Annotated in this window: 18 protein-coding genes; 14 read left to right on the plus strand and 4 right to left on the minus strand. The window is 70.9% G+C overall.

Translation table 11 applies throughout. The features are described from left to right. Positions 1 to 58 precede the first annotated feature (58 nt). Genes ACZ5CR_RS04540 through ACZ5CR_RS04565 form a run of 6 tightly spaced genes read left to right on the plus strand, consistent with a single transcriptional unit; the run spans position 59 to position 6,351 of the window. Entirely contained in the window at positions 59 to 1,147 is a 1,089-nt protein-coding gene (locus ACZ5CR_RS04540) for an ROK family protein (RefSeq protein WP_468853467.1), read from the plus strand. 22 nt (positions 1,148 to 1,169) lie between these two features. Beyond that, on the plus strand, positions 1,170 to 2,426 hold the full coding sequence (locus ACZ5CR_RS04545; RefSeq protein WP_468853469.1) for an ABC transporter substrate-binding protein: 1,257 nt from the start codon (positions 1,170 to 1,172) through the stop codon (positions 2,424 to 2,426). Next, a complete protein-coding gene (locus ACZ5CR_RS04550) occupies positions 2,423 to 3,397 on the plus strand; it encodes a carbohydrate ABC transporter permease (RefSeq protein WP_468853470.1) in 975 nt (324 codons plus the stop codon). The genes ACZ5CR_RS04545 and ACZ5CR_RS04550 overlap by 4 nt, the downstream gene beginning before the upstream one ends. Further along, the gene (locus ACZ5CR_RS04555; RefSeq protein ID WP_468853472.1) at positions 3,390 to 4,256 is read left to right on the plus strand and encodes a carbohydrate ABC transporter permease; all 867 of its coding nucleotides are present in this window, start codon (positions 3,390 to 3,392) and stop codon (positions 4,254 to 4,256) included. The genes ACZ5CR_RS04550 and ACZ5CR_RS04555 overlap by 8 nt, the downstream gene beginning before the upstream one ends. Before the next feature lie 35 nt (positions 4,257 to 4,291). Then, the gene (locus tag ACZ5CR_RS04560) at positions 4,292 to 5,344 is read left to right on the plus strand and encodes a Gfo/Idh/MocA family protein (protein ID WP_468853474.1); all 1,053 of its coding nucleotides are present in this window, start codon (positions 4,292 to 4,294) and stop codon (positions 5,342 to 5,344) included. Then, a complete protein-coding gene (locus ACZ5CR_RS04565; protein WP_468853476.1) occupies positions 5,341 to 6,351 on the plus strand; it encodes a Gfo/Idh/MocA family protein in 1,011 nt (336 codons plus the stop codon). The genes ACZ5CR_RS04560 and ACZ5CR_RS04565 overlap by 4 nt, the downstream gene beginning before the upstream one ends. A gap of 22 nt (positions 6,352 to 6,373) precedes the next feature. On the opposite strand, the gene ACZ5CR_RS04570 is transcribed toward ACZ5CR_RS04565, so the two are convergent. After that, positions 6,374 to 7,780, minus strand: a complete 1,407-nt coding sequence (locus tag ACZ5CR_RS04570) for a CAP domain-containing protein (protein WP_468853478.1) — start codon at positions 7,778 to 7,780, stop codon at positions 6,374 to 6,376. Positions 7,781 to 7,935: 155 nt separating this feature from the next. Here ACZ5CR_RS04570 and ACZ5CR_RS04575 point away from each other — a divergent pair, with 155 nt between their 5' ends. Further along, complete coding sequence (locus ACZ5CR_RS04575) at positions 7,936 to 9,303, plus strand: radical SAM protein (protein ID WP_468853480.1); 1,368 nt, start codon at positions 7,936 to 7,938, stop codon at positions 9,301 to 9,303. On the opposite strand, the gene ACZ5CR_RS04580 is transcribed toward ACZ5CR_RS04575, so the two are convergent. Then, on the minus strand, positions 9,300 to 9,455 hold the full coding sequence (locus ACZ5CR_RS04580) for a hypothetical protein (RefSeq protein ID WP_468853482.1): 156 nt from the start codon (positions 9,453 to 9,455) through the stop codon (positions 9,300 to 9,302). The two genes, ACZ5CR_RS04575 and ACZ5CR_RS04580, sit on opposite strands and share 4 nt — an antisense overlap. 36 nt (positions 9,456 to 9,491) lie before the next feature. On the opposite strand from ACZ5CR_RS04580, the gene ACZ5CR_RS04585 reads away from it, so the two are divergent. The 3 genes from ACZ5CR_RS04585 to ACZ5CR_RS04595 all read left to right on the plus strand — a co-directional run bounded on the left by ACZ5CR_RS04585 (position 9,492) and on the right by ACZ5CR_RS04595 (position 11,159). Next, on the plus strand, positions 9,492 to 9,677 hold the full coding sequence (locus ACZ5CR_RS04585) for a hypothetical protein (protein ID WP_468853484.1): 186 nt from the start codon (positions 9,492 to 9,494) through the stop codon (positions 9,675 to 9,677). Positions 9,678 to 9,763: 86 nt separating this feature from the next. Beyond that, the gene (locus tag ACZ5CR_RS04590) at positions 9,764 to 10,561 is read left to right on the plus strand and encodes an SDR family oxidoreductase (RefSeq protein ID WP_468853486.1); all 798 of its coding nucleotides are present in this window, start codon (positions 9,764 to 9,766) and stop codon (positions 10,559 to 10,561) included. 43 nt (positions 10,562 to 10,604) lie between these two features. Next, positions 10,605 to 11,159 carry a GNAT family N-acetyltransferase gene (locus ACZ5CR_RS04595; RefSeq protein WP_468853488.1) on the plus strand — a complete coding sequence of 185 codons (555 nt, stop codon included), beginning with the start codon at positions 10,605 to 10,607 and terminating at the stop codon, positions 11,157 to 11,159. Positions 11,160 to 11,209: 50 nt separating this feature from the next. On the opposite strand, the gene ACZ5CR_RS04600 is transcribed toward ACZ5CR_RS04595, so the two are convergent. Next, positions 11,210 to 12,739 (minus strand): amino acid permease, encoded by a 1,530-nt coding sequence (locus ACZ5CR_RS04600; protein ID WP_468853489.1) that lies wholly within the window; start codon positions 12,737 to 12,739, stop codon positions 11,210 to 11,212. Positions 12,740 to 12,822: 83 nt separating this feature from the next. Continuing rightward, a complete protein-coding gene (locus ACZ5CR_RS04605; RefSeq protein ID WP_468853491.1) occupies positions 12,823 to 13,815 on the minus strand; it encodes a hypothetical protein in 993 nt (330 codons plus the stop codon). A 241-nt stretch (positions 13,816 to 14,056) separates the two neighbouring features. On the opposite strand from ACZ5CR_RS04605, the gene ACZ5CR_RS04610 reads away from it, so the two are divergent. The 4 genes from ACZ5CR_RS04610 to ACZ5CR_RS04625 all read left to right on the plus strand — a co-directional run bounded on the left by ACZ5CR_RS04610 (position 14,057) and on the right by ACZ5CR_RS04625 (position 19,717). Further along, positions 14,057 to 15,529 carry an FGGY family carbohydrate kinase gene (locus tag ACZ5CR_RS04610; RefSeq protein WP_468853493.1) on the plus strand — a complete coding sequence of 491 codons (1,473 nt, stop codon included), beginning with the start codon at positions 14,057 to 14,059 and terminating at the stop codon, positions 15,527 to 15,529. Next, positions 15,526 to 16,971, plus strand: a complete 1,446-nt coding sequence (locus ACZ5CR_RS04615; RefSeq protein WP_468853495.1) for an FAD-dependent oxidoreductase — start codon at positions 15,526 to 15,528, stop codon at positions 16,969 to 16,971. Before ACZ5CR_RS04610 ends, ACZ5CR_RS04615 begins: the two co-directional genes overlap by 4 nt. Then, entirely contained in the window at positions 16,968 to 18,206 is a 1,239-nt protein-coding gene (locus ACZ5CR_RS04620) for an FAD-dependent oxidoreductase (protein ID WP_468853496.1), read from the plus strand. The genes ACZ5CR_RS04615 and ACZ5CR_RS04620 overlap by 4 nt, the downstream gene beginning before the upstream one ends. Positions 18,207 to 18,529: 323 nt before the next feature. After that, the gene (locus tag ACZ5CR_RS04625) at positions 18,530 to 19,717 is read left to right on the plus strand and encodes a thiolase family protein (RefSeq protein ID WP_468853498.1); all 1,188 of its coding nucleotides are present in this window, start codon (positions 18,530 to 18,532) and stop codon (positions 19,715 to 19,717) included. The last annotated feature ends 110 nt before the right edge of the window (positions 19,718 to 19,827 follow it).

The raw sequence follows: 19,827 nt of genomic DNA on the forward strand, positions 1-19,827 counted from the left end.
GGGTGAAGAAGTGTTACGGAACGGAACACGGGGGCACGATCTCGCCTCGCTGCGCCGGTTGAACACCACCGTCGTGCTGCGCGCCCTGCACCGCCGAAGCCCGCAGACACTCGCGGAACTCGCCGCAGGCACCGGACTCTCCCGGCCCACCGTGGAATCAGCCGTCGAGGAGCTGACCGCGCACGGCTGGGCGGGGGAGGCCGAGCGCGAGGACGGGGAGCGCGCGCCGGGTCGCCCGGCCCGGCGGTTCCGGTTCCGTGTGGAGTCGGGCCATGTGGTGGGCGCCGACATAGGCCTGCACAAGATGGTGCTGATCCTCGCTGACCTCGGCGGGACGGTGCTCGCCGTGCAGCGCGAGGACATCGACCCGGAGCTGGGCGGAGCCGAGCGGCTCGACCTGCTGCGGAAGGCACTCGAAGCCTTTCTCGACGCGCACTCCGTGCGGCGCGACGACATCCTCGCCCGCTGCGTGGGCGTACCCGGCGTCGTCGACGCGGGCGGCACCATCACCTCGCACGTCATCCCGGAGTGGTCCGGCGTCGACCTCGGGCGGCTCCTCGCCGACGGCGAGCCGGGCCACACCCTCGTCGAGAACGACGTGAACCTCGCCGTGCTCGCCGAGCGCTGGCAGGGCGCGGCCACCCTCGCCGGAGACGTCGTCTGCGTCCTGACCGGACACCGCGTGGCGTGCAGCCTCACCATCGGCGGGCGCCTTCACCGGGGGCGGCGCGGCGGCGCGGGTGAGCTGGGTCTGCTCCCGCTGCTCGGCATGAACACCGCGCAGGAAGCTCTCAGCTGGAAGGGCCCGCGGCACACCGGTGAGTCCGAAGTGGCCGCCCTCGCCCGCGCCGCGGACACCGCGGACCCACGCGCACTCGCCGCCGTGGCGGACTTCGCCGACCGCATCTCGCCGGGCATCGCCGCCCTGGCCCTCGCCGTCGACCCGGAGCTGGTGGTGCTCACCGGTGGCGCGACCCCGCTGGGCGGCCATCTCGTGCCGCTGATCGAGGACAGGCTGCGCCCGCTGACGCTGCACGTCCCGCGCATCGCACTGAGCACGCTCGGCGAACAGGGCGTCGCGATCGGCGCCGTACGCAAGGCACTTGACCAGGTCGAATCCGATCTCCTGACGGATGCGACGCCGTAGGACGACGAAGGCGGAGGCGCTCATGCGCAGGAGAACTCTGCTCCACGGAGCGATGGCGGCGCCCCTGCTCGCCGCCTGCTCCGGCGAGAGTGACGACGGCAAGGAGAGCGGTGGCAGGACCACCCTCACGTACGGGGTGTGGGACGTGGCCCATGTGCCGGGGCTGCAGAAGGTGATCGACGCCTTCGAGAAGGAGAACCCCGGCATATCCGTGCGCATGGAACTCACGCCCTGGTCCAGCTACTGGACCACCCTGAAGACCGCGATGCGCGGCGGCACCGCCCCCGACGTGTTCTGGATGAACGCGGTCAACCTCCAGCTGTACGCCTCCAGCGGGGTCCTCGAACCCCTGAGCGGCCACATCAAGAGCGACGCGACCCCCGTGGACCGCCACCCCGAATCACTCGTGAAGATCTACGCGTACCAGGGCACCCAGTACGGCATCCCCAAGGACTTCGACACCATCGGCCTCTGGTACAACAAGGCGCTCTTCGACAAGGCGGGCATCAAGTACCCCGACAAGACATGGACGTGGGACGACGTGCGCGACGCCGCCGCCGAACTGACCAACCCGCGCGAGCGCGTGCACGGCATGGCCGCCGAGATGGACCGTCAGGCCCAGATCTACCCCGCCATCCATGGCGCGGGCGGCTACGTACTCAGGGACGGGAAGTCGGGCTTCGGCGACGAGCGCTCCATCGAGGGCCTGCGCTACTGGACCGACATGATCGACCGCGGCTGGTCACCGCCGCAGAGCGCGATGGTCGAGTCCAAGGCCCGCAATCGCTTCTGGTCGGAGAAGGCCGCCATGGTCTACGAGATATCCGCGTACTCCGGCCAGATGCACGCCACCCCCGCGATCAAGGACCACGGCGGTGTCACCGTGCTGCCCAAGGGCCGCGAGCGCGCCACGATCATCCACGGCCTCGCCAACGTCATCTCCGCCAAGAGCCGCAAGAAGGCTGCCGCCTGGAAGTTCGTCCACTTCATGGCCGGTCGCAGGGCCGCCGAGATCCAGGCGTCCACGGGCGTCACCATCTCCTCGTACGAGGGGACGCAGGACGCCTGGATCGAGTCGATGCCCGAGTTCGACCTGAAGTGCTTCGTCGAGATGCAGAAGTACGCCGTCGCGTACCCGAGCTCGAAGAACACCGCGGTCTGGGAGAACCTCCAATATCCCCTCCTGGGCGCCGCGTTCAGCGGCAAGGGTGGCATCGAGAGCGCCGCCCGCACGCTGGGCGAGCAGATGGACCGGGCCCTGAAGGAGGAGCGCGCATGATGAGTGTCTTTCCCTCCACGGCGGCGGCGAAGGCGGCAGGGCGGAGCCGCGGCCGGGGCCGTGTCCTCGGTAGCAGACCGGAGTCCGGATCCGCCCCCAAGTCCCGCAACCAGCGCGCCGCCTACCTCTTCATCGCGCCGCTCGGCATCGGCTTCGCCCTCTTCTACTTCTGGCCGCTGCTCCAGACCTTCTTCTACAGCTTCACCGAGTTCGGGGCGTTCGGCGGCAACACCTGGATCGGCACCGACAATTACGTACGCGTCCTCAAGGACGTCTCCGTCTGGCAGGCGCTAGGCAACACGCTGATCTACTGCGTCATCGGACTGCTCGCCCTGCCGGTCGCCATCGGTGTCGCGGCGCTGCTGAACCGGCGCGGACTGCGCGGCGTCGCGGTCTACCGCGCCTTGTACTTCATCCCGTTCGTGACGCTGCCCGTCGCCGTCGGCCTCGTCTGGAACTGGCTCTACAACGGCGACTACGGACTGATCAACGAAGTCTTCGAGTGGTTCGGCGCGGACCGCCGCTACTGGGTCTCCGACCCCTCGACCGCCGTGTACGCGATCGGCACCGTCATGGTCTGGTCGACCACCGGCTACTACTTGATCATTTTCATGGCGGGCATCAAGGGCATCCCGCAGGACTACTACGAGGCCGCCGAGCTGGACGGCGCGGGACCGCTGCGCCGCTTCTTCACGATCACGATGCCACTGCTCAGTCCGACGATCTTCTTCTCGTCCATCATCTGCATGATCAACTCGCTGCAGACCTTCGACCTGATCTACATCATGATGGCCGAGAAGAACCCGGCGATCGGCGACACCCAGTCAGTGGTGAGCCTCTTCTACAAATGGGCCTTCATCGAGAACGCCCAGGGCCCCGCCGCCGCCCTCGCCTTCCTGCTCATGCTGATCATCGCGGCGCTGACGCTGGTGCAGTTCAAGCTGCAGAAGAGGTGGGTGCACTATGCGTGAGTCCTTGCGTGCGTCCTGCGCACGGCCCGCGAGCCGGCGGCGCGTCAGCGCCGGTTCGGTCGCCACCCACGCCGTGCTCTCGTTCGGTGCCCTGGTGATGGTTTTCCCCTTCCTGTGGCAGCTGCTCACCGCGGCCAAGTCCCTCGCCGAGACGGCTCAGGTGCCGCCGACCTTCCTGCCCCACACCTGGAACTGGTCGAGCTTCGAAGAGGTCTTCAGCGCGCTGCCGTTCCGGGAGATGCTCTTCAACAGCGTCTTCAACACCGTGGGGCGCACGGTCGGACAGCTGGTGTTCTGCTCGCTCGCCGCCTACGCCTTCGCACGCATGCAGTTCCGGGGCCGCGACGTCCTGTTCGGGCTCTTCCTGTCCGTCCTCATGGTGCCGAGCTCGCTGCTCGTCCTTCCGCAGTACGACATCATCCAGCGGTTCGGCCTGCTCAACTCGGCACCCGCGCTGTTCCTGCCCGGCATGTTCAGCGCGTTCGGGACCTTCATGCTGCGGCAGTTCTTCCTCACACTCCCCAAGGAGCTGGAGGAAGCCGCGCGGATCGACGGCGCGGGTCCGTTCCGCATCTTCTGGTCGATCATGCTGCCCCTCGTGCGGCCCGCGCTCGCCGCGCTCGCCGTCATCACCGCGATGTGGTCGTGGAACGACCTCCTGTGGCCGCTGATCGTGAACACGGACCCGCAGAAGATGCCGATCAGCGCCGGACTGACCTCGCTTGAAGGCCAGTTCGAGACCAACTACCCCGTGATGATGGCCGGTTCGCTCATCGCGAGCCTGCCGATGCTCGTCGTCTACCTCTTCCTGCAGCGGCACTTCGTGCAGAGCGTCGCGCTCTCCGGCTCCAAGAGCTGACCCCACTCCAGGAATCACGAAAGGTGACTCTGCCCATGCGAATAGGTCTGATCGGCGCGGGCGGCATAGCCCGCGCCCATCTCCCCGGCTGGCTGGAACTGGGTGCGCGCATCAGCGTGTACACCGTCGACGGCTCCGCGGTGAAGCTCGCCGCCGAGTACGCGGGGCGCGATGTCGCCGCCGTGTCGAGCCTCGACGAACTGCTCGCCGACTGCACCGCCGTCGACATCTGCACGCCCACCCCCACGCACAAAGAACTCGCCCTGGCGGCCGTTGCCGCTGGCCGTCACGTCGTCTGCGAGAAGCCCCTCGCGCTCAACGCCGCCGACGCGGAGGAGATCGCGGCAGCCGCCGAAGCGGCGGGCGTAGGGCTGCACCCCGCACATGTCGTGCGGTACTTCCCGGCGTACGCGGCCATGCAACGGGCCGTCGAGATGGGAGAGTTGGGCGAGCTTGCCGTACTGCGGTTCACCCGGGGCGGTGCGCGCCCGCAGTGGGCTCCCTGGTTCGCCGACCCTGCCCAGTCCGGCGGCGTGATCATGGATCTGATGGTGCACGACGTCGACATCGCCCGCTGGATCGCGGGCGACGTGGTCCGGGTGCACGCGCAGACGCGGGGCGTCGAGCACGCCGAGGGAGGTACGGAAGCCGAGGTGGTCTCGGCGACCGCCGTCCTCACCCACGCCTCCGGCGCGATCAGCCACATCACCGGTCTCTGGGGACTCCCGGACCAGCAGTTCCGTACGACGTTCCGGATCGCGGGCAGCGACGGCCTCCTGCGGCACGACTCCACGTCCGTGCCCGGCTACCGCATCACCGCGCAAGGAGTGCGCGCGGCCAACGAGGGCATCCCTTCGAGCCCGATGACGGAGAGCCCCTACCTGTCCGAGCTGCGGGAGTTCGCGGCTTCATGGGAGGAGGGCGGCGGTGAGCCGCGGGTGAGCGCGCGGGACGGGATCGAGGCGGTGCGGATCGCCGAAGCGGCGGTGGAGTCGAGTCGCACGGGCCGGGCGGTCGAGATCCGGACGGGTATCGAGTCGGGCAACGAGTCGGGTATCGAGTCGGACATCAAGGAGGTCACGCGATGAAGGTCGCCGTTCTGTCGTTCGCCCATCTCCACGCGGCGGGGTACCTGCGGCTCCTCGCGCGCATGCCGGATGTCGAGGTCATCGCCAGTGACCCCGACACCGGGCCGTCGGCGCCCGGTGAGGTGCGGGGACGCGCGTTCGCCGAGGAGATGGGGGTCGCCTACGCGGAGTCGTACGACGAGGTCTTCGCCTGGGGCCCCGACGTGGTGATCGTCTGCTCCGAGAACGCGCGCCACCGGCCCCTCGTGGAGCTCGCCGCTTCCCGCGGCGTGGACGTCCTGTGCGAGAAGCCGCTGGCCACGACGGTCGCGGACGGCGAGGCGATGCTCGCGGCCTGCCGCGCGGCAGGCGTACGGCTCGCGGTCGCCTTCCCCGTCCGCTTCAGCCCTGCGTACGCGGCCGTCAAGGCGGCCGTCGCTTCGGGCGAGGCGGGCCGGGTCCTGACCGTGTCCGGCGCGAACAACGGCTCCATGCCCGCCTCCCGGCGCTGGTTCGCCGATCCCGAACTCGCGGGCGGCGGAGCCCTGATGGACCACACGGTTCACATCGCCGACCTCCTGGACGACCTCTTCGGCGAGGCCCGCCCCGTCGACGTGTACGCCCAGACGAACAACCGCATGTACGAGGGCGAGGTCGACGCCGAGACCAGCGGCCTGGTCACCGTGACCTACGACAACGGCTCGGTGGCCACGATCGACTGCAGCTGGTCGCACCCGCGCTCCCACCACTCCTGGGGCGGGCTCGAACTCACCGTGGTCGGCGAGCGGGCGACCCTGGAGATGGACGCCTTCGACCAGGCGGTCCACGGATACAGCGAACGCCGGGGACAGGGGCTCGAACTGCCCTTCGGGGCCGATCTGGACGAGCGGATGCTGCGGGCGTTCCTGTACGGACCGGAGGACGGCGGAATGGACGTGGCCGACGGCGAGGGCGGGCTGCGGACGCTGAAGATCGTGGCGGCGGGCTATGAGTCGGCTCGCCGCGGGGTCCCGGTGGCGGTGGGCTGACGGCTGGGAGGGGGCGCGGTCCTCAGCCGCCGAAGAGCTGGGTCCAGTACGTCCCTGCCGAGCCGCCGCCCGCGAAGCCGACGCCGAGGTGGGTGAAGGAGGGCTTGAGGATGTTGGCCCGGTGGCCGGGGCTGTTCATCCAGCCGTCCACCACCTCGGCGGGCGTGCGCTGCCCGCAGGCGATGTTCTCGCCGATCGCCCGGTGCGTGCTGCCCGCCGCCGACGCGCGGTGCCAGGGCTCGCCGCCGTCGGGCGAGGTGTGGGAGTAGAAGGCGCGGGCGACCATGTCCGCGCTGTGGCCCTGCGCCGCCACGGTCAGGAGCGGGTCGGGGGAGAGGGGGCGAAGACCGGCCGCCGTCCGCTCGGCGTTGGTGAGACGGAGCACCGCCGACGCCCACTCCGCGAGCCCCTGTGAGGTGAGAGGGGTCGCCCACAGCGCCGTCCAGTAGACGTCACCGGAGCGCGCGTCGGTGGTGTGGGCCAGCCCGGCCTGCGTGTACGCGCGGCTGTGCACCGTACGCCGTGACTGCTCACCGGAGAGGCAGTACTCCAGGAAGTCGGCGGGCGTGCGGGGCCCGGAGACGAGATGCTCGCCGATGGCCAGGTAGGCGTACCCGCCCGCGACCACGCGCTGGTAGAGGGACGTGCCGTCCGCGTGCTCCGAGCTCAGCGTGGACCGCGCCGCCATCCCGGCGGCGTGCGCGCTCGCGGCGGCGGTCAGCCGGGCGTCGAGGGTGACCGGAGGGGCGCCCGTCGAAGCCCGCGCGGTGTTGACCAGCGGGAGGAATCCGTCGGGGCCGAGGCCGGGGTCGGGTGCGGCCGAAGGGCGGGGCATGGACGCACCGGTCGGCGCGGGTGCGGATGGACCGGCGGGCGCGGCTGCGGGTGGACCGGCAGCGGTGGTCGCGCGTGGACCGGCGACGGAGGGGGAGGCCGGCTGAGGGCCCTCGTCCTCCGCCACGTCCACCCCGAAGTCCCTCGCCACCCCCGCGAGCCCGTCCGCGTACCCCTGCCCGATCGCCCGCAGCTTCCACCCCGTGCCCCTGCGGTAGATCTCCGCGACCAGCAGCACCGTCTCGCGGTCCGGGCGCGGCGGTGTGAAACGGGCCACGTGCTGTCCGCCGGGCCCGTGCACCTGGAGCGTGATGCCGGGAAGGCGGCCCAGGGGAGTGCCGGGATCGGCGGGGCTGACGGCCACGGTGACGCGGCTCGCACCGGCACGCAGGCGCCGCCCGTCGACCGTGACCGTGTCGCCCTGGAGCCGGGCGCCGGGTGCGGCGGGCTGGTTGTAGAAGACGAAGTCGCCGTCGCCCGCGACCTTCCCGCTGTCGCCCGTGACGATCACGGACAGGTCGAAGGGGCCGGAGACCCGGAGGGTGACGGCACCGTCCGGCAGCGGCACGTTCCCTCCGGCAACCAGCTCATTCATGCCAGGACAACGCGAGAGCGGCACTCCGAGGTTCCCGGCAGAGCAGGGCCGGGAGGGCCCAGAACCGGAGGCGGGTCCGCGCCGCGGGAGGAGGGTATTAGCGTGGGGGCCACGGGAAAGCACAATTCACCGACAGGATCCGAGGTGCCCGGCAGATGGCAAGCCGCAGCGAGAGCCGTACCCAGCTCGTAGAGGGACTCATGGAGCGGTTCCCGCAGGTGCCGCGAGAAGCGGTGATCAAAGAAGACCTGCTCAGGGGAGGCATGGCCTTCGACGAGTCCGCGCTGAGCGACAACGAGGGCGGTGAGATCAAGCCGAAGTCGTACTTCATCTTCTCCTTCGACCACAGCACACTGCCCGAGCTCGGCGCCGCCGCCCTGCGCCGCCCGCCCGAGGAGATCGTCCTCACCGGAGGCCCCTACGACCTGCGCCGCACGGTCGTCTCGGTCCGCGTGAACCCCTCATCGCCCTACCGCGTGGCCGCCGACGGCGACGGCGTACTCGGCCTGTACCTGGACGGCGTCCGGATCTCCGACGTGGGCCTGCCGCCGATGCCGGACTACTACCGGCACACGCTGGAGAACGGCAAGTCCGTCATGGAGGTGGCGCCCACCATCCAGTGGGGCTACCTCATCTACCTGACGGTCTTCCGGGTCTGCCAGTACTTCGGCGCCAAGGAGGAGTGCGGGTATTGCGACATCAACCACAACTGGCGCCAGCAGAAGGCGGCGGGCCGCCCCTACACGGGCGTGAAGCCGATGGACGAGGTCCTCGAAGCCCTCGCCATCATCGACAAGTACGACACCGCGAAGTCCTCCACCGCGTACACGCTGACCGGTGGCGCCATCACCTCGCAGCTCCAGGGCAAGGACGAGGCCGACTTCTACGGGCAGTACGCGAAGGCCATCGAGGAGCGCTTCCCCGGCCGCTGGATCGGCAAGGTCGTCGCGCAGGCGCTGCCCAAGGCGGACGTCCAGCGCTTCCACGACTACGGTGTACGGATCTACCACCCCAATTACGAGGTGTGGGACCCCTACCTCTTCGAGCGCTACTGCCCCGGCAAGGAGCGCTACGTGGGCCGTGACGAGTGGCACCGCCGCATCCTGGACTCCGCGGACGTCTTCGGACCGCGCAACGTCATTCCGAACTTCGTGGCGGGCGTGGAGATGGCGGAGCCGTTCGGCTTCAAGACGGTCGGCGAGGCCATCGATTCCACCGTCGAGGGGCTGCAGTACTTCATGTCGCGCGGCATCACGCCCCGCTTCACCACCTGGTGCCCGGAGCCCACGACACCGCTGGGCAAGGCGAACCCGCTGGGCGCCCCGCTGGAGTACCACGTCCGTCTCCTGGAGGCGTACCGCGCGACGATGGAGTCCAACGGTCTGTCGTCGCCGCCCGGATACGGTCCCGCGGGCCCGGGGCGCGCGGTGTTCTCCGTCTCCTCCTTCATGGACAGCCTGGCCCCCGAGGAGGCCGCCCCCGAGGACCAGGTGTCCGGGAGCGGGGTCCCCGAGAAGGCCTAGGGGGACGAGAAGGCCTGGGCGACCAGGTTGCCGTCCGGGGTGCGCCGCGCGAGGCGTCCGGTACGGAAGTAGCCGTCGGTGGTGAAGGAACGTGCCTCATGATCGGGGGCCCGGTAGGAGCCGCGCGGGGTGTACGGGCCCCGGGCGAGCACTTCGCCGGGCTCCCCGTCGCGAACCTGAACCGGCGCGTGGACCGTATGGCCGCCGACATCGACCCGGACGAGACCGTGCTCACCACGCGGGGTCGCCCGCTCTCGCCCGACGACGAGATCCGCCTGGTCGACGCCGACGGCAAGGACGTGCCGCCTGACCCCGGCCATCCAGGCCCGTCGACACCCGCGCGCACCCTGTGCTTTTCGAACCACGAACGCTGAAGTCCCTCGGCGGAAGGTCCAATGAGGTCCACAGGGGCGCGACGACCGCTTTACCCGAGTGAGCGGGCTGGTGAATGATCGATCAAATGACGACCTCGCCCCCGCCCCTCGGAGGAACAGTGCCGCAGAACCCCGTCACAGTCGTAACCGGCGGCAGCCGCGGCATCGGCGCAGCCATCTGCGTCCGTCTCGCCAAGGAGGGCCACCACATCGCCCTCGGCTATCACTCCGACGCCGATGCCGCCGAGAAGGTGGCCGCGGAAGTCCGGACCGCGAGCGCGGGAGGAGCAAGCGCGGACGCACGCGCCCGCTGCGTCACCGTCCGGATGGACACCGCCGACGAGGCGGACGTCGACCGCCTCTTCGAGACCGCCGCCGCTGAACTGGGCCCGGTCACGGGTCTTGTGAACAACGCCGGGATCGGCGCCCCGGTGGGGCCGCTCGCGCAGGCCGACGCCGCCGCCATGCGCCGCGCGCTCGACGTGAACGTACTCGGCTACCTCCTCTGCGCCCGCCGCGCGATCCGCGACATGACCCGGACCGGCGCCGGCGGCGGCATCGTGAACATCTCCTCCGCGGCGGCGACCCTCGGCGCCCCGGGCGAGTACGTCCATTACGCCGCCGCCAAGGGGGCCGTCGACACGATGACCGTCGGCCTGTCGAAGGAGGTCGCCGCGGACGGCATCCGCGTCAACGCCGTCGCGCCCGGCGTGATCTGGACCGAGTTCCACGCCGACCCCGAGCGCCCGGCGAAGCTCGCCGCGGGCATCCCCCTGGGGCGCTCCGGTCAGCCCGACGAGATCGCCGCGGCCGTCTCCTGGCTGCTATCGGACGAGGCGTCGTACACGTCCGGCACGGTCCTGCGCGTGGCGGGCGGAAGGTGAGCCGACCGGCCCGCGCGCCCGCCGCAGTCCTTACTCTTGGCGCATGATCACCGCATCCGCCCGCATCACCCCGGACGTCGTCATGCGCCCCGCCACGCCGGAGGACGCGGGCGGTCTCGCCCGCGCCCTCCTGCGCAGCCGCGCGCACCTGGAGCCGTGGGAACCCACCCGGCCCGAGGACTACTTCACCTCGCAGGCGCAGGCCGCCCGGCTCCGTGCCCAGTTGGAGGAGTGCCGGGCCGGGCGTGTGGCGCCCTGGGTGCTCGACCGTGAGGGGGACATCGTCGGCTCGATCACCCTGTCCGGCATCGTTCTCGGCCCCTTCCGCAGCGGAAATCTCGGCTACTGGATCGACGTGGACCACATCGGCCGCGGCCTGGCCACCGCCGCCGTCGAGCAGGCCTGCGTCGCCGCCGACACCGAACTCGGCCTGCACCGCGTCGAGGCGGGCACCCTCCTCGACAACGTGCCCTCGCAGCGGGTCCTGGCCAAGTGCGGCTTCGAGGAGTTCGGTGTCGCGCCGGAGTTCCTGCACATCAACGGCGCCTGGCGCGATCACCGACTCTTCCAGCGGATCCTCAACGACCGTCTCCCGTAAGGCAACGACCGTCTCCCCTAAGGCGACGCGACGAAGGATCCACTCGTCGCCTAGATGATGTCCTCCGCGATCTCCGCCTGCTCCCGCTCCGTCCCGTACGCCGACGGCGTGCTGTAGGAGCCCTTCGCCACGAACCACCAGATGGTGGCGAGGGTGAGCACCACGACGAGCGCGATGGACGCGTAGTTCATCGAGTCGACCGTCACCGGCGAGACCTGGGGCAGGCAGAACAGGATCGTCACGAAGACCACCCAGAGCACGGCTATCCAGCCGATGGGCTTGCTCCAGCGGCCCAGGTTCCACGGGCCCTTCTCGAAGCGGTCGCCCGCCCGAAGGCGCAGGTAGATCGGGATGGCGTACGCGGGCGTGATCCCGATGACGTTGATGGCGGTCACGGCCGTGTACGCGGTCGTCGAGTACAGGGACGGCAGGGCGATGACCGCGGCCAGACCGACCGAGAGCCAGACCCCGGGTACCGGCACCTGGGTCCGGGAGCTGACCTTGCGCCATATCTTCGATCCCGGCAGCGCGTTGTCGCGGCTGAAGGCGAACACCATGCGGCTGGCCGCGGCGGTCTCGGCGTTGCCGCAGAACAGTTGCGCCACGATCACGATGAGCAGCAGCGCCGTCGCCCCGGACTCGCCGATCGCGTCGATCATGATCTGCGCGGGCGGCACGCCGGTGTCGGTGTTCACGGTGCCCGCGTAGTCCTGGATCGCGAACGTCAGCCCGGCGAGCAGGATGAAACCGGCGATCCACGACGCCCAGATGGCACGCACGATGCCGCGCGCCGCGGAGACCGAGGCGTTGGAGGTCTCCTCCGACAGGTGCGCGGAAGCGTCATATCCGCAGAAGGTGTACTGCGCGAGGAGCAGACCGATCGCCGTGACGTAGAGCGGGTTGTCCCAGCCGGTGTTGTTGACGAACTCACCGAAGACGAAACCCGGCGACTGGTGGTGGTCCGGCACGATCGCGAGGACGCCCACGATCACCGCGACACCGGCCACGTGCCACCACACGCTGATCGAGTTGAGCAGACTCACCAGGCGTACGTTGAACAGGTTGAGCACGGCGTGCAGGAGCAGGATGCCGAGGAAGATCAGGAAGGTCTTCTCCGGCGTCGGCGTGAAGCCGAACTTCAGGTTCAGGAACGCCCCGGAGAAGAGCGCGGCGCCGTAGTCGATGCCCGCGATCGCGCCGAGCAGACCGAGCAGGTTCAACCAGCCCGTGTACCAGCCCCAGCGCCGCCCACCGAGCCGGTCCGCCATGTAGTAGAGGGCCCCCGACGTCGGGTAGGCGCTGGTGACCTCGGCGAGCGCCATGCCCACGCAGAGGACGAAGAGCCCGACGCCCGCCCAGCCCCAGAGCATCACGGCCGGGCCGCCCGTACCGAGACCGAAGCCGTACAGGGTCATGCAGCCGGAGAGGATGGAGATGACGGAGAAGCTGATGGCGAAGTTGCCGAAGCCGCCCATCCGGCGCGCCAGGACCGGCTGGTAGCCGAGCTCCCTGAGCCTCTGTTCCTCGTCGGGCAGCGGGTCTGTGGCCGATGCGGGGCTCGACCAGGTGGTGCGGGACACGGATGTACCTCCGGTGGGGGAGCGGTCGTTCGGGGAGCGGGTGGTGCTGGGCGAAAGGCCGTTGCCGGGGGTGGCAGGGGGCCTCAGCCCGGGTCGCGTAAGGCGGTCATACAGCGCGTACGCGCCTGCATGAACATCTCGGCCGCCGCGTCCGTGTCACCGGGTGAGCGCGTGCGGTACGTCCACGGCGCCACGGTGTAGAAGGGGTCCAGAGCGTCGAACACTCTCGCCGCGTCCTGGAAGTGATGCGCGCCCCACAGCGCGTGGGCCAGGTGACTGAGGTCGAGGAGCGAGGTCGACGCGGGCGGCGCGTGCTCGAACCAGAGGTGCAGCGCGCGCAGGGCGGAGCGGGTCGCGTCCTCCCCTATCCAGTGCAGGTCCAGGGCGTTCTCGCTGCCGCCGTCCTTGCGGTACCGCTCGACGCGCACGTACAGAGGCAACAGGTGCAGCGCCGAGCCCGCGGGCGCCGAACCGGACGCCCAGTGAGCGAAGTTGACCGCCTCGGTGAGCGGACCTCCGGGGCGGCGCGCGTACGCGAACTGCAGCATCCGGTGGTAGGCCTCGCGGTTGCCCGGGTCGCGCTTGTCGGCCTCGGCGAGGAGATGCCAGGGGCCGGGGAAGAGCATCGGCTCGGGGGCCGGCACCCGGTGCTCGTCCCAGCGCTGCCCCTTGTCGAGCTGGGCGAGGGCGAGCAGACAGACCCACGGCACGGGATCCTCGGGCGAGGTGTCCAACGCGGCGCCGCACGCCGCTGCCGCCTCGCGCCACAGCTCGTTGGTCTGGCGGTGTCCGGCGCGATGAGCGCGCAGGGTCCGCTCGACCAGGACCCTGCTGTGCAGAACGGACGCCGCGGCGCTGTGCGGCTCCTCGGTCAGCCAGGCCCTGACCACATCGGAACCGGCGACGGCGGCCGCCAGGATCTGCGTACGTTGCGTCCACAGGCCCCAGTCGGGCGTGGAGTCGAGAAGGTTGCGCGTCGACACCCAGCGACCCGTCTTGAGGTCCTGGAGCACGGCGCGCAACTGTTCGTCGTGGCCCGCCGGGTGATACACCGGGCGGCCTGACGGAGTGGGCATGAATCCTCTGTGGGGGAGGAGGGCGGAGGGCAGAGCGTGTGTGAACTGGCCTATGACGAAATGATGTTGTTCGGCGGTCAGTGTAGATCTGGAACTTCCGTTCTCAGGGCGGTTCGTGGATCTTTTGAGTTTGAATTGAGGTCAACTCGGCGCGCCGGTTGGCATTTTCCGAAAAGTCGGGGATGGGCCCCCGGGGAGGGGGCTCTTGACGCCCTCCCGGCGGCTGTAGCAGGCTTCCGCGGTGATCACGAATGGCAGCGGACCGCGCGGCGAGGCAGTCCTCGCCATCGACCAAGGCACGTCCGGCACGAAGGCTCTCGTCCTCTGCCCGGACCGCGGAGTGATCGGCTCCGGCGCCGCGCCCGTACGTCCGCGCCACCTCCCCGGCGGCCTGGTGGAGGTCGATCCGGCGGCCCTGTACGACTCGGTGGTCGACGCGGGACGCCGCGCCCTGGCCGACGCGGGGGAGCCGGTCGCCGCGGTCGGCCTCGCCAACCAGGGCGAGACGGTGCTCGCCTGGGACCCCGCTTCGGGCCGCCCGCTGACCGAGGCGATCGTGTGGCAGGACCGGCGCGCGGAGCCCCTCTGTGCGGAACTCAGTCCCTACGCGGCTGAGCTGCGGCACCTGACGGGCCTCCCGCTCGACCCCTATTTCGCCGCGCCCAAGATGGCGTGGATACGCCGCCACCTCACCCGCGAAGGTGTCGTCACCACCAGCGACGCATGGCTGGTCCACCGGCTCACCGGTGAGTTCGTCACCGACGCGGCGACCGCCGGACGCACCCAACTCCTCGACCTGGACGACGTCACGTGGTCACCGCGCGCCCTTGACGTCTTCGGACTCGCCGACGAGCGGCTGCCGCGTGTCGTCGACGCGGCGGGCCCGGTCGGCACCACGAAGGCCTTCGGCCCCGAGCTGCCGCTGACCGGCCTCCTCGTCGACCAGCAGGCCGCGCTCCTCGCACAGGACGTGACCGAGCCGGGCAGCGCCAAGTGCACGTACGGAACAGGCGCGTTCCTGCTCGCCCAGACCGGCTCCCGGCCACGCCGGGGAGAGTCCGGCCTGGTCAGCTGTGTCGCCTGGCGCCTTGCGGGGGAGAGCAGCTACTGCCTCGACGGGCAGGTCTACACGGCCGCCTCCGCCGTCCGCTGGCTCACGGACCTCGGCGTCATCGAAGGGGCGCCGGACCTCGACCTGGTGGGCTCGTCCGTGCCCGACGCGGGCGGCGTCACCTTCGTACCCGCGCTCGCCGGGCTCGCGGCGCCCTGGTGGCGCGGCGATCTGCGCGGCTCGATCACCGGCCTCGGTCTCGACACGTCCCCCGGCCATCTGGTCCGCGCCCTGTGCGAGGGCGTGGCGGCCCAGGTCGCGTCCCTGGCCGACGCCGTGGCCGCCGATCTGGGCGAGCCCCTGACGAGCCTGCGCGTCGACGGCGGTCTGACCCGCTCGGCCCTTTTGATGCAGACCCAGGCGGACCTGCTCCAAATACCCGTCGAAGTCTCGGCATTGCCCGATGTCACCGCCCTCGGCGCGGGTGTCGTCGCACGCATGGGACTCGACCCGAAGCTCACGGTGCGAGACGTGGTTCCCCGGTGGCGGCCCACCACTGTCTACGAACCGAAGATCGACGCCGCACAGGCCGCCGAGCGCATCGGCGGCTTCCGCGCGGCCGTGGACGCCCTCCTCGACCGTGCGCCCGTACCGTCGTCATGACCGTCACCGCCAAGGGCCCGCTGCCCTCCGAGCCCTATGACGTGACCGTGGTGGGAGCCGGGGTCGTCGGCTCCGCCATCGCCCGCGAACTGGCAGGACACCACCACCTCCGGGTCGCCCTCGTCGAAGCCTCCGGCGACGTCGGTGACGGCACGTCGAAGGCCAACACCGCCATCCTGCACACCGGTTTCGACGCCGTGCCGGGCTCCCTCGAAGCGCGTCTCGTACGCGAGGGCCGACGCCTGCTCGCCGCGTACGCGGAGGAGTCCGGCATCCCGGTGGAGCCGGTCGGAGCCCTGCTCGTCGCCTGGGACGAGGAACAGCTCGCGGCACTGCCCGCCCTGCTGGACAAGGCGGAACGCAACGAGTACGACGACGCCCGCATCATCGGCGCCGCCGAGGTCAGATCCCGCGAACCGCACCTCGGCGAGGGCGCGTTGGGCGCACTCGTCGTCCCGGGCGAGTCCATCATCTGCCCCTGGACGACGACACTCGCGTACGCCACCCAGGCCGTGCGCGAGGGAGTGGACCTGCACCTCAACTGCGAGGTCGGGGAGGTGATTTCCTCGCCGTCGCCGGACGGCTCCCACTGCCACGAACTGACCACGCCCCGAGGTGTCGTACGCACCCGCTACCTCATCAACGCCGCGGGTCTGCACGCCGACGCGCTCGACCGGCGGCTGCTGGGGCGCGGCGAGTTCACGGTGACCCCGCGCAGGGGCCAGCTCATCGTCTTCGACAAACTCGCCCGCGACCTGGTCCGGCACATCCTCCTGCCGGTGCCGACCGCGCTGGGTAAGGGCGTGCTCGTGGCTCCGACCATCTACGGAAACGTCCTTCTGGGCCCCACCGCGGAGGAGTTGGACGACAAGGGGGCGACGGACACGACGGAGGACGGCCTCGCCGGACTGCGTGCCAAGGGCCGGCGCATCCTGCCCTCACTCCTCGACGAGGAGGTCACCGCGGTCTACGCCGGGCTGCGGGCGGCCACCGAGCACGACGACTACCAGATCCACAGCTCCCCCGAGGAGCGGTACATCACCGTCGGCGGCATCCGGTCCACGGGCCTCACCGCGTCGATGGCGATCGCGGAGTACGTCGTCGGCCTGCTCGCCGATGCCGCGGGCCCCGACCTGGACCTGACGGTGGCCGGAAACCTGGACCCCGTGAGCATGCCCAACATCGGCGAGGCCTTCCCCCGCCCTTACCAGCGCGCCGACCTCATCGCGACCGACTCCGCGTACGGCAGCATCGTCTGCCACTGCGAGCGCGTGACCCGTGGGGAGATCAGGGACGCCCTCATCAGTACGGTCCCACCCGGGTCGCTCGACGGGCTGCGGCGACGGACACGGGCGCGGGGCGGGCGCTGTCAGGGGTTCTACTGCGGGGCCGCGGTACGCGAACTCTTCGACGGCTGGGGCGAGTCGGGGGCCGCGCGATGAGGCGGCAGCGGAGTGTGGACGTCCTCGTCGTCGGCGCGGGCCCCGCGGGACTCGCCGCGGCCGCCCGCCTCGCCACTGCGGGCGCGGGCACGGTGGAGGTCCTCGAACGGGAGGCACGGGCAGGCGGAGTGCCGCGCCACTGCGACCACCGAGGTTTCGGGCGCTGGGGCGTGACGGGACCGCAGTACGCGGAACGCCTCGTCGAGGCCGCCCTCGGCGCCGGAGCGGCGGTGCGGACCGGGGTGAGTGCCACCGGGTGGGCCGGGTCGCTCGCGGTGGACACGACGGGACCGCACGGCCTGGAGCGGATCACCGCGCGGGCCGTGGTCCTGGCCACGGGCGCGCGGGAAAGGCCACGGACGGCACGGCTCGTGCCGGGGACGCGCCCGGCGGGGGTGTTCACCACCGGAGAACTGCAGCAGGCGGTCCACATCCACGGGCAGGAGATCGGGACGCGGGCGGTCGTCGTGGGGGCGGAGGCGGTCAGCTACGAGGCGCTGTCCACGCTGCGGCGCGCGGGGGTGGAGGTCGCCGCGCTCGTCACGGAGGAGGCGCGGGCGCAGGTGGGCCGGGCACGGGCCGCGGCGGCTCGGTTCGGGCCCGCGAGGGTGCCGCTGGTGACCGAGGCGGTCGTGGTCGAACTCCTGGGACGTGGGCGGCTTTCGGGGGTACGGCTGCGGCGGCCCGACGGGCGGGAGAGGTCGCTGGACTGCGACACGGTGGTGTTCACCGGGGACTTCGTCCCCGACCACGAGCTGGCTCGGCGCGGGGGCGTGCTCCTCGACCCCGGGACGCGGGGCCCCGCGGTGGACGGATCATTCCGCACGGACTCACCGGGCGTCTTCGCGGTGGGCAGCGGTGTGCACGCGGTGGAGCCCGCGCGGGTGGCCGCGGAGGAGGGGGCACAGGTCGCGGATGCGGTGCGGGGCCACCTGGAGGGTGCGCGATGGCCTTCCGGCGGCGTACCTGTGGTGGCGGACGCTCCGCTGCGGTGGGTGGCGCCGAACCGGCTCGTGCCGGACGCTCCGGGCAGCCGCTTCGTCCTGCGGACGGCGGAGGCCGTGCGCCGCCCCGTCCTGGTGGTCACCCAGGACGGGCGGCGCCTGCACCGGCAACGCGTGCGGCTGAGGGTGCTGCCTAACCAGGGGCTGTATCTCTCCGGGGGCTGGGTGGGGAAGGTGGACGCGGAGGGTGGAGCGGTTCGGGTGGGGCTTTTCAGCCCGTCCGGCGTTTGAGGACGAACTCGGCGAAGCCGGTGATGACGGCGCGAGAGACTCCGGCAGCCGGGATTTCGGAGCGTGACGGCCTTGGAGAGCTTCCCGCGCCCGCGTGGCCCCCGCGAAGCTGCAGGACCGTGGCGTGGACGTGACCATTAGCTCCCCGCGCCCGCGAGGCCCCCGCGCCAGCGGGTTTTCGGGAAGTGGCGGGGTTGGGGAAAAAGACCACCCTTCCGCCCAGCGCAAGCGCCCCGTACACTCCAAAACTAGCAGTGCTAATTTACGCTAGGCCGTCACGCGAGACCCGCAGACAATGACCGCAAACGATCCGGAGCCGTATCGTGCGCCCAGTCCACTTCGCCGCAGCCCGCCGCACCCCCATCGGCAAACTCCGCGGGACCCTCTCCTCCGTCCGCCCGGACGACCTCGCCGCCACAGTCGTACGCGGCCTCCTCGCAGGCACCCCCGAGCTGGACCCCGCCCGTATCGACGACATCTACTGGGGCGCCGCCAACCAGGCGGGCGAGGACAACCGCAACGTGGCCCGCATGGCCGCCCTCCTCGCCGGACTCCCGGAATCCGTGCCGGGCGCCACCGTGAACCGGCTCTGCGCCTCCGGCATGGAAGCCGTCACCGCCGCCGCCCGCACCATCGCGTCCGGCGAAGCCGACATCGTCCTCGCGGGCGGCTCCGAGTCGATGAGCCGCGCCCCCTTCGTCCTGCCCCGCCCCGACGAAGCGCTGCCGCACAAGATGGAGACCGTCGACACCCGCCTCGGATGGCGCCTCGTGAACCCCGCGATGAAGGACCTGCACGGCGTCCTCGCCATGGGAGAGACCGCCGAAGAAGTGGCGCAGCGCTACGGCGTCTCCCGCGAGCGCCAGGACACCTTCGCCCTCCGCAGCCACCAACGCGCCACCGAGGCACGCAAGAACGGCCACTTCGACGACGAGATCCTCCCCGTCACACGGCCCGACGGCACCCTCGTCGACCTCGACGAATGCGTCCGCGATGACACCTCGTACGAGAAGCTGAGCGGCCTGCGCCCCGTCTTCCGCAAGGACGGCACCGTCACCGCGGGCAACGCGTCGCCGATGAACGACGGCGCGGCCGGACTCCTCCTCGTCAGCGAAGAAGCCCTGAACGAGCTGGGTCTCGAATCCCTCGGGCGGTACGTCGCCGGAGCCTCCGCCGGTGTGCACCCGGACGTCATGGGTATCGGGCCCGTCCCCGCCACCCAGAAGGCGCTCACCCGCGTCGGCTGGGCCGTCGGCGACCTCCAGGAGGCCGAGTTCAACGAGGCGTTCGCGGCCCAGGCCCTCGCCTGCGTCGACGCCCTCGGCATCGACCCCGAGCTGGTGAACCCGACCGGCGGCGCCATCGCACTCGGCCACCCCCTCGGCTGTTCGGGCGCCCGCATCCTCACCACGCTCCTGCACCGCATGCGCCGCACCGGCGCGGCACGCGGGCTCGCCACGATGTGCGTGGGCGTCGGTCAGGGCAGCGCGCTGCTCGTCGAGCGCGGCTGACCGAGCCGGGCGCCAGGCCCTGAGCCCCCAGGTGCGCACCACCGCACTATGGCGCCACCGAGCTACTGCACGACCGCACCACCGCACCACCGCAAGGAAACGGAGCACCA

Source organism: Streptomyces sp. NPDC031274 (assembly GCF_055570235.1).